Source organism: Shimia aestuarii, from assembly GCF_900114635.1.
GTDB lineage: Bacteria > Pseudomonadota > Alphaproteobacteria > Rhodobacterales > Rhodobacteraceae > Shimia > Shimia aestuarii.
Genome location: NZ_FOTQ01000001.1, coordinates 986,771 through 1,000,875, shown reverse-complemented (window position 1 = coordinate 1,000,875; position 14,105 = coordinate 986,771). Strand labels below are relative to the sequence as shown.

Sequence of the window (14,105 nt, the reverse complement as noted above, 5' to 3'; positions counted from 1 at the left end):
TTCTCAAATCCCGGCCCTGAAAAGGTGTTTTATTCCAGAAGCTTGCCGATGTGTGCGACAGTCGCCTTGTCCTTGGCGATGATGTCGGCCGACGCGGCGGCATCGGCCCAGTAAACCAACGCACCGGTTTCCTTCGCTACGGCCTGAGCGCGGTCGCTCATCACGGTTTTCGCCGCGACGGCTGCGATCTTGTCACGGGCGTCCTGGGGGGTGTCCTTGTGCACGAACAGCCCGTTCCAAAGAGCGATGTCGAGCGTGCTGTCCAGCTCACCAATGGTCGGTGCATCCGGCACCAGAGAAATGCGCTCGCCGGTGATCGAGGTCAGAACCTTGACGCTGTCGAGGCAGGGCAGGATCAGTTGCAGCGTCGTGTTGATCACATCGGCGTCGCCCGAAGCCAGCGTGTTGCAGTCGAGCGCGTCAAAGGCCGCATCCGATCCCCATTCAAAACCGGCATTCACTGCGAATGCCTTGGTTACCTGGGTCGGCGTCAGCACATCACCGAAATGGCCAAGCGCCACGTCGTTGGATTTTGCATACTCGGCCAACTCGGCCATGGACGAATAAGGTGCGTCTCCTGCAGTGGCAATCACGAACGGGTAGGTAAGGAAAATGCCAATCGGTTCAAAGACTTCGTCGGCGAGTTCGTCGATGCCGATTTCGTGGCCGATCACCGGGACGGCGGGTACGAAGGAACCAATGGTGTAGCCGTCAGCCGGCGCCGTTGCGACGCCAATCGCGCCGGGGAAGGGGCCACCGCCGCCGCCGGGTTTATTCACCACGGCTGCTGCCACGCCGTATTCGGCCTGGAAGTCTTCGGCAATCATGCGAGTCAGCACGTCTTCGAGATCACCGGGAGGCCACGGCACAACGAAGCTGACGGGTTTTTCGGGGTATTCGGCAAGGGCTGCGCCGCCCATGGCCGTCATGGCAAGCGCAAGGGCGCCGCCGAGTATCTGGGTCGTTTTCATTCTGGTCTCCCTGTTTTCTGATCGCACTTGTGTGCGGTTCATTATTCAAACCAAAGGTTCGAAAATAGATTGACAGGTTAACTATTAATCTGTCAACACTTTTAGAAACCGTGATCACGGGAAAATTTTGAAACCGCCTGACCCAGGGGCAGCTTAAACCGGGAGGACATTATGGGAACAGTATCCAAGGCATTGTCTTTGCTTGGATTTTTCTCTCGGGACCGGCAGGAGATCGGGCTTTCCGAGATGACGAGGCTGACCGGGCTGAACAAGGCGACGGTGTTTCGTCTGCTCACTGAACTGGCAGAAAACGGATTCGTTGAGCAGGTTGGATCGGGGCGTGCCTATCGCTTGGGACCAGTTTTCCTGCGTCTTGCGAGTCTGCGGGAAGCGGCTGTGCCCATGCGCGAGATGGCCCAGCAGGTGCTGGACCGGCTGAGCGCGGCCACCGGTGAAACGACGCATATGTCCATCCTGCAGGGCGACCAGTTGTGCACGCTGGCCTATAGCTACAGTGTTCAGCACGGCACGCGGGTGACGATGGATGACGCGGAGGTCATCACCTTCCATTCGACCAGCTCGGGATTGGCTGTTCTGGCGCATAGCGACACGGCCTTTGTTACACAGGTTCTGGCCCAACCGCTTGAACGACGCACCCCCATGTCCGTGACCGACCCGGAGGTGATTCTCGGGCAGTTGGAGGATGTGCGCCGGTCGGGCATTGCCGAAAACGTCAGCGGTTTTGAAGAGGATGTGCATTCGCATGCCGCCCCCGTGTTTGATGCGCAGCAGCGTTGTTATGGCGCGGTGGCTGTTGCGGCGCCCGTCGCCCGGATGAGCGATGCGCTTCGTGCCGTGATTCGCGCCGAAGTACCGCGCGCCGCTTTGGAGATGACTCGACTTCTTGGCGGGTTCCCACCGGCCTCCTTCAAAACAAAATTCGAAACGATGCCCGGGCATGCGCCCGCGGCCTGAAACAGAGGTTAAACCATGAAAGACAGCAATTTTCTTAAGGAAAAGAACGCCCGGTCGCTTTGGCATCCGATGGCGCATCCGGCCGACAGTCTGAACAACCCGCCCACCATCGTGACCGGCGCTGAAGGTGTGCGCATCCGGGATGTGGATGGGCATGAGGTGGTCGACGGGGTCGGCGGCCTCTGGAACGTGAACCTCGGGTTTTCGTGCCAGCCGGTGAAGGATGCAATTGCGCGCCAGCTGGACGTGTTGCCCTATTATTCGACCTTCCGAGGCACGACCAATGACGTGATCATTGAGCTGAGCGAGGTCCTGCGCGAGTTCTATGAACCGGATGGCCTGACACGGGCTTTCTATACTTCGGGTGGGTCGGATTCGGTGGAAACCGCGCTGCGTCTGGCGCGGCAGTATCACAAGGTGCGGGGCGAGGCGGGGCGGACCAAGTTCCTGTCGCTGAAGAAAGGCTATCACGGGACGCATATGGGCGGCGCGAGCGTCAACGGGAACGCGAATTTCCGCACCCAGTACGAGCCGCTTTTGCCCGGGTGCTACCATATTCCCGCACCTTACACCTATCGCAACCCGTTCAACGAAACCGATCCCGAGAAGCTGTCGGCCCTTTGTTTGCAGGCGCTTGAGGACGAAATCGCGTTCCAAGGCGCAGGCACAATCGCCGCAATGATCATGGAGCCGATCCTTGGGGCCGGGGGCGTAATCGTGCCGCATGAAAGCTTTATGCCGGGTGTGCGCGAGATCTGTACCAAGCATGGAATCCTGTTGATCGCGGATGAGGTGATCACGGCGTTTGGGCGCAGTGGAAGCTGGACCGGGTCGCGGCATTGGGGGGTGCAGCCGGACCTGATGTGCACGGCTAAGGCGATAACAAACGGGTATTTCCCGTTTGGCGCAGTGATGATTGCCGAGCACGTCGCAGAGGTGTTCGAGAAGGATACCAGCGGTGCGGCGGCGATCGGGCATGGGTATACATACTCGGGTCATCCGGTGGGGGCGGCGGCGGCGTTGGCTTGTGTGGCCGAGACGCTGCGGCTCAACGTCAAGGACAACGCGGCGGCGCGTGGGGCAGAGCTTTATGCCGGGTTGCAGGCCCTTCAGGGCAAGTACGAGGCGATTGGCGACGTGCGTGGCGGAGAGGGCCTGATGACGGCGATGGAGCTTGCCAGTGATCGGGGCAGCAAGGCGCCGATCGACAAGCAAACCATTGGTACCGTTCAGGAAGTCGCGTACCAGAACGGTGCCATGGTGCGGGTGTCGGGGCCGAATATCATCCTGTCGCCGCCGCTGGTACTGACCAGCGAAGATGTGCAGACGATCCTGACGGCGCTGGATGCAGGGTTTGCGGCCGCCGCGGGGTAAAACCCCGCGAATCAGGCTCAAGCTATTGGGTTAATGGTGAAAATGGCGATCGGTATCACGTCGGTATAACGTCGGTATTGCGTCGGTAATGAAGAGCAGAACGGCCCGCGTGAAGATATCGCGCGGGCCGTTTCCGTGTTCTCAGGGTTTCGGAGGTCAGGCTCAGGACGGATCAGGCAAGGGGGGAATTGTCCGCAGGTAGAGGATGATGGCGTCGATATCCTCGTCCGATGTGGCGGCGTAGTGGTGATACCCCATCGGGGGTTTCATGCGCGATCCGTCCGGGCGTGTCCCGGTGGTGATCATCGCTTTGAGTTCGGCATCGGAATAGCCCGCAAGGCCGTCTTCATGGCTGGTGATGTTGGGCGCGACAGAGACGCCCCAAGGGCCGTGGAATTCATACCCGCCCGCGCCGAGATGGGTGTCGAACATCGGACCCATCGGACCAAAGGTCGTGTGGCATTCGGTGCAATGCGCCACCGGGCCGGCGAGATAGGCGCCGTATTCCGCGGAAACACCGCGCGGCGGAGCGGTCACGCTTTCAATGGGCGGGCCGTAGGCGGGCGGCAGCGGGATGTTGTAGGTCGAGAATGGCGTCTGGTTGTCGCTGGGCGGCACTGTGCGCAGGAAGGCGACGATGGACATCAGGTCATCGTCTCCCAAACCGCGATAGAGGCCAATGGGCATGGGTGGGCCGATCACGGTTCCGTCGGGGCGGATGCCTTCGCGGATGGCGCGGGCCAGTTCCGCGTCGGACCAGTCGGCAACCCGGCCTCCGGGGGTGATATTGACCGCCCAGGCCTCGAAATGGTCGTTCTTCTCGACCATCATGCCGCCGAATTCGTTGGACATGTCCGGACCGTTGGGCCCTTGCGGCGTGTGGCAGTTGCCGCAGCCTGCGGGGCCACGCACGAGGTATTCCCCGCGTTCGGCGGACACTTCGGCTTGGGCGAGTGTTGCCACGCTCAGAATGAATGCGGCCAGTATCCCGGTTTTCATGGTTAATCGTCCCTCTTCCTGTTCGCTTGCCGGAAGAGGGTATCACGAAACCGTGAGTTTCCCTAGCGGCGGGTCAGGGCTGGGGAACGATGAGCACCAGCCCGTCAAGCGCGTCGCTGGCTTCGATCTGGCAGGAGAGGCGCGAGGTGTCGCGCCGTTCGGCCTCGGCCACGTCGAGCATGGCGTCTTCGAAATCATCCGCCGCGCCGGTCCTGGCCACCCATGCGTCATCGACGTAAACGTGGCAGGTGGCACAGGACAGGCACCCCCCGCATTCTCCAATCACGTTCGGGATATTGTTGTCCACGGCGGCCTGCATCATCGAGGTGCCATTGGCGACATCGGCGGATTTCTCGGTGCCGTCGGGGAGTTTCCAGGTGACTTTCATCGGGCATGTCCTTTGGCGTTACGCCGGAGATTTTAGGCCTCCGGCGGGAGTATTTCTGGCAAAATGAAGAGGGGTCAGACGAAGTAGACATAGAAGTCGCGCAGGGCGTCGCCTTCGAGATCCTTGGTCTTTTTGACTTCTTTCTCTTTCATGAAAACATGGTTGTCGACCAGCAGGCGACCGATAGCGTCGGCCAGCACCGTGTCGGCCTTGAGGTCGGCCACGGCGCCTTTGAGATCCATGGCGCAGCTTTCCTTGGCGTCGTTTTTCTCAAACCCGTCACCGGTTTCGATTGGCTGCAGCGGGTAGTTGTTTTCCACGCCCAGAAGCGAGGCGTTCAGAACGGCGGCGACGGCGGTGTAGGGGTTGGCCGTACCGTCGGCCATGCGGTGTTCAAGCCGGGATTTCGGGCCGCCTTCGGAGCTTATGCGGGTGGTGACGTTGCGGTGGTCACCGCCCCAGTTCTTCCAGAACCCCGAGAGCGAGCCCGGTTGCAGCCGCTGGTAGCTGTTGGCGGTAGGGGCGATCAGACCGGCGAGCGCCTTGTGATGGTGCAGCAGGCCGGCAAGGCATTGCTTGGAAAGGTCGTTGAGGGTTTCGGGCATGTTGCGCGCGCCGGACGAAAGCGCGTTGCCGCCCGAGACATCGGAGAAGGAGAAATTGATATGCATGCCCGAGCCGCCCGCCTCGGCGATGGGTTTGGGCATGAAGGTCAGGATGATGCCATGTTCGAGCGCAATTTCCTTGGCCATCAGGCGGAAGAGAACGATGTCGTCCACCGCCTGCACCGCATTGTCAAAAGTGAGCGTGTATTCGAATTGTGGAGCGTCGAATTCCGCCGTGATCATGTCGAGGCGGAAGCCCAGCTCATCCGCCTTTTCCCAGATCGCATCATTGAAGCGCATCGGGTCGGTGAGCGGGCCGGTGCCATAGACCACCGCACCTGGCGTATCATAGGGGCGCAGGTTGCCATCCTCATCCGCCTGCATGGCAAAGGCCTCGAGCTCGATGCCGACCTTGGGGGTGAGGCCGCGGGCCTCCCATTTGGCAACGGCGCGTTTCAGGGTGCCGCGCGGGCAAAGCTCGAGCGGCGCGCCTTCGTCGTCGTAAAGATCGCCGAGAACAATCTTGGTATGCGGATCCCAGCTGTCGCGGATATCGTCATGTTTCCAGCGCAGCTCCATGTCTGGCAGGCCGTCCATCATCATCGCACCGGGGGCCGGGAGCAGATCCTTGTCGTAATGCACGCCAAAGGTGGAGCGGCAGAAGCGGGTTTCGCTGTCGGCGAGTTTCGAGGCGGGCAGGTATTTGCCGCGCATGATCGACAGGTGGTCACAGAAAACGGCGCGCAGGCGGTCTTTCATCTTGGATATCCTTATTGCAGCGTAACGCGGACGGGCAGTTCCTTGATGCCGCCGACAAAGTTGGAACGCAGGAATTTGTGTTTGCCATCAGGTTCTATCTTTTTGAGCCGTTTGCATAGCTCCTGGAACAACACGCGGACTTCGAGGCGTGCGAGCCACATGCCTAGGCAGACATGCGGGCCGGACTGTCCGAAGGACATGTGTTTGTTGGGGGACCGCATCAAGTTGACGCGGAACGGGTCGTCGAACACGGTGTCGTCGCGGTTGGCCGAGGACCACCAGAAAAGGACCTTGTCGCCCTCTTTCATCTGCTTGCCATGCGCCTCGAAGTCTTGCGTGAGGGTGCGGCGGAAATAGAGGGCAGGGGTGGCCCAGCGGATGATCTCGTCCGGCGCCAGTTCCCAGAGGTCGTCGCCGCCTTGTTGCATTTGGGAGAGCAGCTCGGGCTGGTGGCACATGGCCTGAATGCCGGCGGCGATCGAGTAGCGGGTGGTGTCGTTGCCCGCGGCTACGAGCAGGCAGAAGAAGTTGCGGAATTCCTCTTCGGAGATGGTGTTGCCGTCCTTGTCCGGTTGCAGGATCAGGTGCAGCACTCCGTCGGTATCGCCGGTGGCGTTCTTGTGGGCCATCAATTCCTTGGCATAGGCGTATAGCTCGGCGCCCGCCGGGGAGTTGAAGGGCATCATGCGGAATTCATCCGTGGTCATCTGGTCGAGCACGTGATCGGTGAAATCCGGGTCGGTGTTGGCGATCAGGGCGTCACCCTTTTCCACGAGCCATGGCAGGTCCTTTTCCGGGGTGCCGAGGATGCGGCCCAACATGAGCATCGGAAGCTGGCGGGCGATGTCCTTGGTGGCGTCGAACGTGGTGTTGGAGAGGGCGGCGTCGAGGATCTGGTTGGAGAGGTCGCGCAGGTCCTGTTCGAACCCGGCCACGACAGGTTTGGAAAACGCCTTGGCGACCTTGATCCGGGTTTTCATGTGCTCGGGCGGGTCGGTTTCCTGAAAGGTGCGGCGCGCGAGGTATTCCTCGTAGGTCTGGTCTTCCATGCGAATGCCGCGGGCCGAGGAGAACACGGCGAAATTGCGGTTCATCTCGGTGATGTCCTGATGGCGGGTGATCGACCAGAAGCCCTGACCCTGATCGTAATCGGTCCAGCTGACCGGGTCTTCGCGGCGCAGGCGGGCAAAGGTATTGTGCGGGGCGCCTTGTGCAAAGGTGTCGTGGCTGGTCAGATCGGCAAAGCCGTCATCGGTTGGAGTCCAGACCGTCATGCAAAGCACCTCCCTTGTTTGCTTGCTTTGTTATGTATATATATGGACTTCATAAATACGCAAAGAAGAATCTTTTGGAGAGGCCAATCATGCATCTCGCGATCCTGATGACCAACACGGATGAGACGGAATTCGCCCAGGCGCGGCCCAAGGATGGTGAAAAATTCACCATTCTGATCAAGGAGCTGCGCCCCGACTGGGACTGTTCGGTGTTCCCGGTGAAGGATGGGGTGTTTCCCGAGGATATCGGGGCGTTTGACGGGGTGATGATCACCGGAAGCCCGGCCTCGGTACATGATGAGGCGCCGTGGGTGGGGCAATTGTTTGCGTTGATCCGCGAGATTGACCGGCGGGAGATTCCCATGTTTGGCGCCTGTTTCGGGCATCAGGCGATTGCGGTGGCGCTGGGCGGGGCCGTGGATCGGAACCCTGAGGGCTGGGTGCACGGGTATGCCGACGTGACGCAAATGCCGCTGCCTTGGGCCGAGGCACCAGCGCGGATCGGGGTTTATGCCAGCCATATCGAGCAGGTCGCGGACTTGCCCGAGGGGATCGAGGCCGTGGCAAGCGGACCGGGGTGCCCGGTGGGGGGCTACCTCAAGGGGCGGCATATCTATTCAACACAATATCACCCGGAAATGACGGATGCGTTCATTGCGGATCTGGTGGAATTCACGGCAGATTATGTGGGGCCGGAGGTGACGAAAGCGGCGCGGGAATCGTTGAAGAACCGCGCGGATCGGGAAGATTGGGCGCGTCAGATCGTCGGGTTTTTCGAGTGGGCTGTTAAGGCATAGGGGACGCTGCTCCCAGCGCCGCGAGCGGCGATTCCCCCGAGATATTTCCGGCAAAAGGAAGAGTTGGCTCAGCTCAGGGCCGCGAGCAGGTCCATGGCCGTGACCTGATCGAATTGCACGTGACGGGCCATGGCGGTTTCGGCGGCGGCGGCGTCGCGGGCAAAGATGTGGTCCGCGATTTCGCGGTGTTCGCGGGCCGAGGTGGCGATGGCGCCGACGTAGGCATAGCGGGCGCGGTAATAGGCCATGAGCTTGCGCGCGTTGGTCTTGATCATGTCCAGAAGGAACGGGTTGCCCGCGATTTCGGCCACGGTTTTGTGGAAGGTGAGGTTGAGTTGGTAATAGCCGTCCGGGTCTGCATCGCCCTTGGTGGAAGCATGGATTTCGCAGGCTGTGACGATGCTTTCGAGGTGGGACTGGCCGTTTTCGGAGAGGCGGCGGGCGGCGAGGCCAGCGGCTTGACCTTCGAGCTTGGCATGGACTTCGAGAATGGCGAGGAATTCCTCGAGCGTGGGTTTGAAGAGCACCGCACCCTTGCGCGGCAGGCGCAGGATCAGGCCGGAGGTTTCCAGCTGGATCAGCGCTTCGCGCACCGGGGTGCGCGAGACGCCGAGACGCTGGGCCAGTGTCTGTTCGTCAAGGCTGTCGCCGGGGTTGAGATCGCCCCGGTCGATATCTTCGAGGATCGCCTGAACGATCATGTTGGTTTGTCCCGCCATGTCGCCTTGATCGGCCATGGGGGCGGGCTTGTCTAGCCCTTGATCATGGCCTTGGTTCCGGCAGAGAGGGCACGGGCGGCCTTGGCAAGGATCAGCGTGTCGATGCCCACCGCGACAAAGGTTGCGCCCTGATCTAGATGCTTTTGCGCGCCTTCGAGTGTCTGGGTCAGGATGCCAGCGGCCTTGCCCGCCGCGCGGATGCGGGGGATGGCGTCGGCGATGGCCTCTTGTACTTCCGGTGCGGCGGCATTGCCGGGATAGCCCATGTCGGCCGATAGGTCGGCCGGGCCGATGAAAACGCCATCGACGCCATCGACGGCGAGAATCGCGTCGAGATTTTCGAGCGCGGCGCGGCTTTCGGCCTGAACCAGCAGGCAGATTTCCTGGTTGGCGTTGGAAACATAATCCGGAATCGCGCCGAACTTCGTGACACGGGCGCCTGTGGCTCCCATGCCGCGAATGCCCTCGGGCGGGTAACGGCAGGCCCGAACCATCTCGGCGGCGTGCTCTGCGGTATCGACCATCGGTACGAGCACGGTCTGGGCGCCGGCATCGAGCACCTGTTTGATCATCCATGCCTCGCCGAAGGGCACGCGCACGACGGCGTGGCTGTCTGTTGGGTCGATCACCGCAAGCTGATCGCGGATCGAACGCAGGTCGTTGGGGCTGTGTTCGCCGTCGACCACCAGCCAGTCAAACCCGGTATGGGCCATCAGTTCGGCGGCCCCCGCCTCGGCAAAGGTCAGCCAGCAGCCGATCTGGGGGCGGTTCGCGGCGATGGCGGATTTGAACGGGTTTATTGGGGCGGGCATTGGGAAACCTCTCGCTCAGAAGTGGCAGGACACGGTGCCGAACGCGCCGAAATCGGCGTGGATCGCGGCGCCGGGCGGGCATTCGATGGGGCTGATAAAAGACCCGGACAGGATGACTTGTCCAGCTTCGATCCTTTGCCCGTAGGTGTGCATCCGGCGCGCCAGCCAGACGATGCCCTCGACCGGATCGTTGAGGACGCCGGCGCCAAGGCCGGTTTCTTCGACTTCGCCGTTGCGGGTGACGATTGCGCCAACCCAGCGCAGGTCATGCGCGTCGGGGGCGTGGTGGTCTGGGCCCAAAACAATCCCGGCATTGGCGGCATTGTCGGACACGGTATCCGTGATGATGCGCGCGCGGCCCGTTGCGGGGTCGCTGCGCAGAATGCGGGTGTCGAGGATTTCGAGGCTTGGCGCGACATATTCCGTGGCGCGCAAAACGTCGTCCCGCGTGACATCGGCACCGCCCAAAGGGGCCTTCATGACAAAGGCGATCTCGGCTTCGACGCGGGGCTGAATAAAGCGCCCCTCGGGGATCGCGGCACCATGAGCGAACATCATATCATCGAACAACACGCCGCTGTCGGGAATGTCGATCCCCAGCGCGCGTTGCATGGTTTTCGACGTCAGGCCAATTTTCCAGCCGATCACCTTTCGCCCATCGGCCAGTTTCGCGGCCATCAGCGCGGATTGGATCGCATAGGCATCGTCCAGCGTCATGTCCGGGTATTGCAGGGACAAAAGGCCGATCTGTTGACCCGTTTTTTCCGCGTGGAGCAGGGCGGCGGCGGCCTCGGCGTGCTTCTCCGGCGTCATGCCTCGTCCTCCACGCCATTGCGCAGAGTGCCGATGCCGTTCACCTCGATCTCAACCACATCCCCGGGTTTAAGATAGCGCGGCGGGTCAAAGCGTGCACCGGCGCCAGTGGGCGTGCCGGTGACGATCATGTCGCCGGGCTGAAGGGTCATGAAGGTCGAAATATAGGCGATTTCCTCGCGGATCGGGAACATCATGCGGTTGAGCGTGTCGTCCTGTCGAACCTCGCCGTTGACGCGGGTGATGATGCGCGCATCGTCCAGCTGGGTGGCATCCCTGAAGGGCACCAGCCACGGGCCAATGGCGCCGGACTTGTCCCAGTTCTTGCCTTGGGTGACGTTGAACTTGGCGTGGCGCACCCAGTCTCGGATCGTGCCTTCGTTGCAAAGCGTCAGCGCGGCGATGTGGTCATAGGCATCTTCTGCCTTGATCCGGCGCCCGGGTTTGCCGATCACCACGACAACCTCGCCCTCGTAATCCAGCGTATGGTTTTCTGGTGGACGCACGAGGTTTTGCTCATGGCCAGTAAAGCCGCTGGAAAAGCGGGGGAAGAGCGACATGTACTTCGGTTGCACGCTGCCGTCCTTGTATTCGGCATTGCGGTCGGGGAAGTTCACACCCACACAAAGAATGCGCACCACGTCCGGCATCGGGATGTCGTAGGTGAACTCGGTATGTGTGACGGCCCGCCCCTGAGCGGCAGCTTCGAGCTGGTCGAGCGCCCCGGCTTCGATCACGGATTTGAGCGTTGGCCAATGTTGAAAGTCCGGGGACAGCGCCACGAAGCCACCTTCGACCACCGCGCCATATAGCTGCTCTCCACCTGCCGAAACGGTTGCAAATCTCATGTCCAACACCCCTGCTTCATTTTGCCAAAAATACTCGAATTCCGCCGCTCACGGCGCAATGATCGGCTGCGCCTTAAGAGCGACCTCCTGTGGCTCGGCACCTTCGAACAGTGATCCATGTTCGAACCAAGAGCGCGGCGCGGGTGCGCCCCAGAGTGTCTGGCGCTGGGGGTCCTTGAGGTCCCATTTGATCGGTTCCAGATCGGGATCAACCGTCTGGTAATCCGAACAGTAGATTTCGATCCGGTGTCCGTCGGGGTCGAGCACATAAAGGAAGAAGGCGTTGGAAATCCCGTGCCGACCGGGGCCGCGTTCGATGTTGTCGACCCAGCCGGTGGTGGCCATCAGGTCCAAAAGGTCGATGATCGCCATAGGTGTGGGCACCCAGAAGGCGGTGTGGTGCAGGCGCGGGCCGAGGCCGTTGGTGAAGGCGACATCATGCACGCCGCCTTTGCGGTGCATCCAAGCCGCCCAGACCTTGCCACTTTCGGCGTCTTCCGTGTACTCGGTCGTGCGGAATCCCATCTCGTTGTAGAATGCCACCGAGGCGTCGACATCCGCCGAGAACATGTTGAAATGGTCGATGCGCAGCGGGCGCACACCGCGATAAAGCTTGTAGTGCTGGTGGATCGGGGCGAGGCGCTCCATTTTCACGTAGAATTCCAAAGGAATGCCCCACGGATCGCGGGTGCGCAGAGTGCGACCCATGTGGGGCCGTTCAACCCATTCCACAGGCAGGCCCTTGTCGGCGAACCATGCGGCGGCCTGGTCGAGGTCGGGCTCGTCGTAGAGTTTGAAGCCCAGCACGCCCACGTCCGAAGCTTCGGCGCGCACCAGAACGATGCAATGGTGGCCGCGCTCTTCCAAGGCGCGCAGGTAGATGCGGTCGGCGTCCTCATGCGTGACCTGAAGGCCCAACGTGTCGACGTAAAAGGCGCGGGACTTGGCAAGGTCGCGTACGCGGTATTCGACATGGCTCAGGCGCACGATGTTGAACGGCGGATAGAGGTTCGGGGCAGGAACGGGCATGGGAAACTCCTGTCAGAGAAAGTCGCGGATAGAGCCGGTCTTTGGCGAGAGGGCGGGATCAATGTCGCGCATTTCAAGCGACAGAGCGATGGGCTGGCGGGCCATGACCGGCGCGACATAGGCGCGGGCGGCTTCGAAAATGCGGGTCGTTGCATCCCGTTTCACGTCCTCGGGGCGTCCGCCGCGCAAACGGATCGAGATGTCGATATAGCCGTGTGCCGGATTGCCATCGGCGATGGCGTAGTGATCCGTGCGGAACGCGCGCACGCGGATGCCGGGCGTGGGAAAGGTGTCGATCTCGGACGCGCAGGCGCGGATCTCTTCGCAGAGGCCTGCGATATCCAGCGCCTCTTCGAGATTGGCCGAGTATTCGATGATGAAATGCGGCATGACCCCCTCCGGTTATAATTCACATGTTAAGTAAATTCCGAACAGGGAGTCAAGCCGTGATTTTTTACGCCCTATCCAAGTTTACGCAACAGGTCGAGCGAAGGTTCTCCAGTTGGGGTGATGCCGACGCTGGATTGATAGGCGCCGATGGCCTCGCGGGTCTTGGGGCCGATCACCCCGTCCGAGCCGCCCGTGTCAAAGCCGCGAGCAGTCAGTTTTTCCTGCATGGCGATGCGGTCCTTCTTGGTCAGGCCGTATTCATCGGGCGGGAAGCTGCCGCGCAAGGGGCCTGCACCGCCAATCCGGTCGGCCAAGTGGCCAACGCCGATCGCATAGGAATCCGAGTTGTTGTAGCGCTTGATCACGTTGAAGTTGCTTGTGACCGAGAATTTGGGGCCGCCATCTTGTGGCTGAATGACGCGGCCAGACGGCGCGCCGGGGCCGGCCTCGCCGCCCCATTTCACGCCGCGGGTCCAACCGTTCTTTTGCAGGTAGGCCGCGGTGGAGGCGAGCGCGTCGGTCGGATCTTCGGACCAGATATCGCGTCGCCCGTCGCCGGTGAAATCGACGGCAAAAGCCTGATACGAGGTCGGGATGAACTGGGTGTGGCCCATGGCGCCCGCCCAGCTTCCGGTCATGCGGTCGGCGGGGATGTCGCCGGACTGCACGATTTGCAAGGCGGCGACCAGTTGCTTTTCAAAGAACGCTCCGCGGCGCCCGTCATAGGCAAGGGTCGAGGTGGCCGAGATCACAGGCACGTCGCCGCGCCGCTCGCCATAGAAGCTTTCCAGACCCCAGATGGCGCAGATGATTTCCGCATCCACGCCGTAGCTGCTTTCCAGTGTTTTCAAAGTGTTACGGTGGCGTGCAAAGGCCGCGCGTCCCTTGGAAATGCGTTCGTCCGAGGCGGCAATCGAGAGGTAGTCTTCGAGGCTGCGTTTGAACTCGGCCTGGTTCCGGTCGCGTTTGATTACGCCGGGTAGGTAACCCGCGTTGCGAAAGGCCGCGTTCAGGGTGGTTTCGGAGATGCCTTTGGCCATTGCGCGACCGCGGAACGCTTTGACCCAAGCGTCATACCCCGCATTCGGGATGGGCCGCAGATCGACGGGGAGTCCGCCTATGGAAACGGTGCTGCGTTGCTGGGGTTGGCGCAGGGCCTGATTGGTGCAAGCCGACAACCCGAGGGCGGCCATGCCAATGGTAAAATGACGTCGTGAAATGCTCATGCCTGTTTTCCGCTTTGTTTGAGGGTGCGGTTATGTCTTTGGCGATGAGAGTGCCAGATTTCCGGTCCGTGGCCAAGGTGAACCGCGTTGATTGGCGGAACTTGTCCGGTGACAAAATCGTGGGGT

General features: G+C 61.4%; 15 protein-coding genes. 3 read left to right on the top strand and 12 right to left on the bottom strand.

Translation table 11 applies throughout. The features are described 5' to 3' along the window. Window positions 1-29 precede the first annotated feature (29 nt). Window positions 30-971, bottom strand: coding sequence for a tripartite tricarboxylate transporter substrate-binding protein (locus BMZ35_RS05050; protein ID WP_093091464.1), 942 nt, complete (start codon window positions 969-971; stop codon window positions 30-32). Between the two features lie 171 nt (window positions 972-1,142). Between BMZ35_RS05050 and BMZ35_RS05045 the strand changes: the two genes are divergently transcribed. Further along, window positions 1,143-1,946 (top strand): IclR family transcriptional regulator, encoded by an 804-nt coding sequence (locus BMZ35_RS05045; protein WP_093091462.1) that lies wholly within the window; start codon window positions 1,143-1,145, stop codon window positions 1,944-1,946. Window positions 1,947-1,961: 15 nt separating this feature from the next. After that, window positions 1,962-3,320, top strand: coding sequence for an aminotransferase class III-fold pyridoxal phosphate-dependent enzyme (locus BMZ35_RS05040; protein ID WP_093091460.1), 1,359 nt, complete (start codon window positions 1,962-1,964; stop codon window positions 3,318-3,320). 162 nt (window positions 3,321-3,482) lie between these two features. Here BMZ35_RS05040 and BMZ35_RS05035 read toward each other — a convergent pair whose 3' ends face one another. The 4 genes from BMZ35_RS05035 to BMZ35_RS05020 form a co-directional block, all read right to left on the bottom strand. Beyond that, window positions 3,483-4,319, bottom strand: coding sequence for a cytochrome C (locus BMZ35_RS05035; RefSeq protein ID WP_093091458.1), 837 nt, complete (start codon window positions 4,317-4,319; stop codon window positions 3,483-3,485). Between the two features lie 73 nt (window positions 4,320-4,392). Then, window positions 4,393-4,707, bottom strand: coding sequence for a 2Fe-2S iron-sulfur cluster-binding protein (locus BMZ35_RS05030; protein ID WP_093091456.1), 315 nt, complete (start codon window positions 4,705-4,707; stop codon window positions 4,393-4,395). Window positions 4,708-4,781: 74 nt separating this feature from the next. After that, on the bottom strand, window positions 4,782-6,071 hold the full coding sequence (locus BMZ35_RS05025) for a type I glutamate--ammonia ligase (RefSeq protein WP_093091454.1): 1,290 nt from the start codon (window positions 6,069-6,071) through the stop codon (window positions 4,782-4,784). 11 nt (window positions 6,072-6,082) lie between these two features. Continuing rightward, a complete protein-coding gene (locus tag BMZ35_RS05020) occupies window positions 6,083-7,345 on the bottom strand; it encodes a cytochrome P450 (protein ID WP_093091452.1) in 1,263 nt (420 codons plus the stop codon). An 89-nt stretch (window positions 7,346-7,434) separates the two neighbouring features. Between BMZ35_RS05020 and BMZ35_RS05015 the strand changes: the two genes are divergently transcribed. After that, window positions 7,435-8,142 carry a type 1 glutamine amidotransferase gene (locus BMZ35_RS05015; RefSeq protein ID WP_093091450.1) on the top strand — a complete coding sequence of 236 codons (708 nt, stop codon included), beginning with the start codon at window positions 7,435-7,437 and terminating at the stop codon, window positions 8,140-8,142. 68 nt (window positions 8,143-8,210) lie between these two features. Here the strand turns inward: BMZ35_RS05015 and BMZ35_RS05010 are convergent, their stop codons facing one another. The 7 genes from BMZ35_RS05010 to BMZ35_RS04980 all read right to left on the bottom strand — a co-directional run bounded on the left by BMZ35_RS05010 (window position 8,211) and on the right by BMZ35_RS04980 (window position 13,979). Further along, entirely contained in the window at window positions 8,211-8,861 is a 651-nt protein-coding gene (locus BMZ35_RS05010; protein WP_093092582.1) for a GntR family transcriptional regulator, read from the bottom strand. Between the two features lie 32 nt (window positions 8,862-8,893). Next, window positions 8,894-9,673 carry an HpcH/HpaI aldolase family protein gene (locus BMZ35_RS05005; RefSeq protein ID WP_093091448.1) on the bottom strand — a complete coding sequence of 260 codons (780 nt, stop codon included), beginning with the start codon at window positions 9,671-9,673 and terminating at the stop codon, window positions 8,894-8,896. Between the two features lie 15 nt (window positions 9,674-9,688). Then, window positions 9,689-10,486: a 2-oxo-hept-4-ene-1,7-dioate hydratase gene (gene hpaH / locus BMZ35_RS05000; RefSeq protein WP_093091446.1), complete on the bottom strand. Its 798-nt coding sequence runs from the start codon at window positions 10,484-10,486 to the stop codon at window positions 9,689-9,691. Next, the gene (locus BMZ35_RS04995; protein WP_093091444.1) at window positions 10,483-11,334 is read right to left on the bottom strand and encodes a fumarylacetoacetate hydrolase family protein; all 852 of its coding nucleotides are present in this window, start codon (window positions 11,332-11,334) and stop codon (window positions 10,483-10,485) included. Before BMZ35_RS04995 ends, hpaH begins: the two co-directional genes overlap by 4 nt. 48 nt (window positions 11,335-11,382) lie before the next feature. Then, window positions 11,383-12,363: a 3,4-dihydroxyphenylacetate 2,3-dioxygenase gene (gene hpaD / locus BMZ35_RS04990; protein ID WP_093091442.1), complete on the bottom strand. Its 981-nt coding sequence runs from the start codon at window positions 12,361-12,363 to the stop codon at window positions 11,383-11,385. A 12-nt stretch (window positions 12,364-12,375) separates the two neighbouring features. Further along, window positions 12,376-12,753, bottom strand: a complete 378-nt coding sequence (locus tag BMZ35_RS04985) for a 5-carboxymethyl-2-hydroxymuconate Delta-isomerase (protein WP_093091440.1) — start codon at window positions 12,751-12,753, stop codon at window positions 12,376-12,378. Window positions 12,754-12,824: 71 nt separating this feature from the next. Next, window positions 12,825-13,979, bottom strand: a complete 1,155-nt coding sequence (locus BMZ35_RS04980; protein ID WP_093091438.1) for a lytic murein transglycosylase — start codon at window positions 13,977-13,979, stop codon at window positions 12,825-12,827. Between the last annotated feature and the right edge of the window lie 126 nt (window positions 13,980-14,105).

Excerpts from the sequence above, each read along its gene's own strand:
- BMZ35_RS05040 (WP_093091460.1), top strand. The coding sequence starts at position 1,962 with ATGAAAGACAGCAATTTTCTTAAGGAAAAGAACGCCCGGTCGCTTTGG.
- hpaH (WP_093091446.1), bottom strand. The coding sequence starts at position 10,486 with ATGACGCCGGAGAAGCACGCCGAGGCCGCCGCCGCCCTGCTCCACGCG.
- BMZ35_RS05025 (WP_093091454.1), bottom strand. The coding sequence starts at position 6,071 with ATGAAAGACCGCCTGCGCGCCGTTTTCTGTGACCACCTGTCGATCATG.
- BMZ35_RS04995 (WP_093091444.1), bottom strand. The coding sequence starts at position 11,334 with ATGAGATTTGCAACCGTTTCGGCAGGTGGAGAGCAGCTATATGGCGCG.
- BMZ35_RS05005 (WP_093091448.1), bottom strand. The coding sequence starts at position 9,673 with ATGCCCGCCCCAATAAACCCGTTCAAATCCGCCATCGCCGCGAACCGC.
- BMZ35_RS05020 (WP_093091452.1), bottom strand. The coding sequence starts at position 7,345 with ATGACGGTCTGGACTCCAACCGATGACGGCTTTGCCGATCTGACCAGC.
- BMZ35_RS04980 (WP_093091438.1), bottom strand. The coding sequence starts at position 13,979 with ATGAGCATTTCACGACGTCATTTTACCATTGGCATGGCCGCCCTCGGG.
- BMZ35_RS04985 (WP_093091440.1), bottom strand. The coding sequence starts at position 12,753 with ATGCCGCATTTCATCATCGAATACTCGGCCAATCTCGAAGAGGCGCTG.
- BMZ35_RS05045 (WP_093091462.1), top strand. The coding sequence starts at position 1,143 with ATGGGAACAGTATCCAAGGCATTGTCTTTGCTTGGATTTTTCTCTCGG.
- BMZ35_RS05050 (WP_093091464.1), bottom strand. The coding sequence starts at position 971 with ATGAAAACGACCCAGATACTCGGCGGCGCCCTTGCGCTTGCCATGACG.
- BMZ35_RS05030 (WP_093091456.1), bottom strand. The coding sequence starts at position 4,707 with ATGAAAGTCACCTGGAAACTCCCCGACGGCACCGAGAAATCCGCCGAT.
- BMZ35_RS05035 (WP_093091458.1), bottom strand. The coding sequence starts at position 4,319 with ATGAAAACCGGGATACTGGCCGCATTCATTCTGAGCGTGGCAACACTC.
- BMZ35_RS05010 (WP_093092582.1), bottom strand. The coding sequence starts at position 8,861 with ATGGCGGGACAAACCAACATGATCGTTCAGGCGATCCTCGAAGATATC.
- hpaD (WP_093091442.1), bottom strand. The coding sequence starts at position 12,363 with ATGCCCGTTCCTGCCCCGAACCTCTATCCGCCGTTCAACATCGTGCGC.
- BMZ35_RS05015 (WP_093091450.1), top strand. The coding sequence starts at position 7,435 with ATGCATCTCGCGATCCTGATGACCAACACGGATGAGACGGAATTCGCC.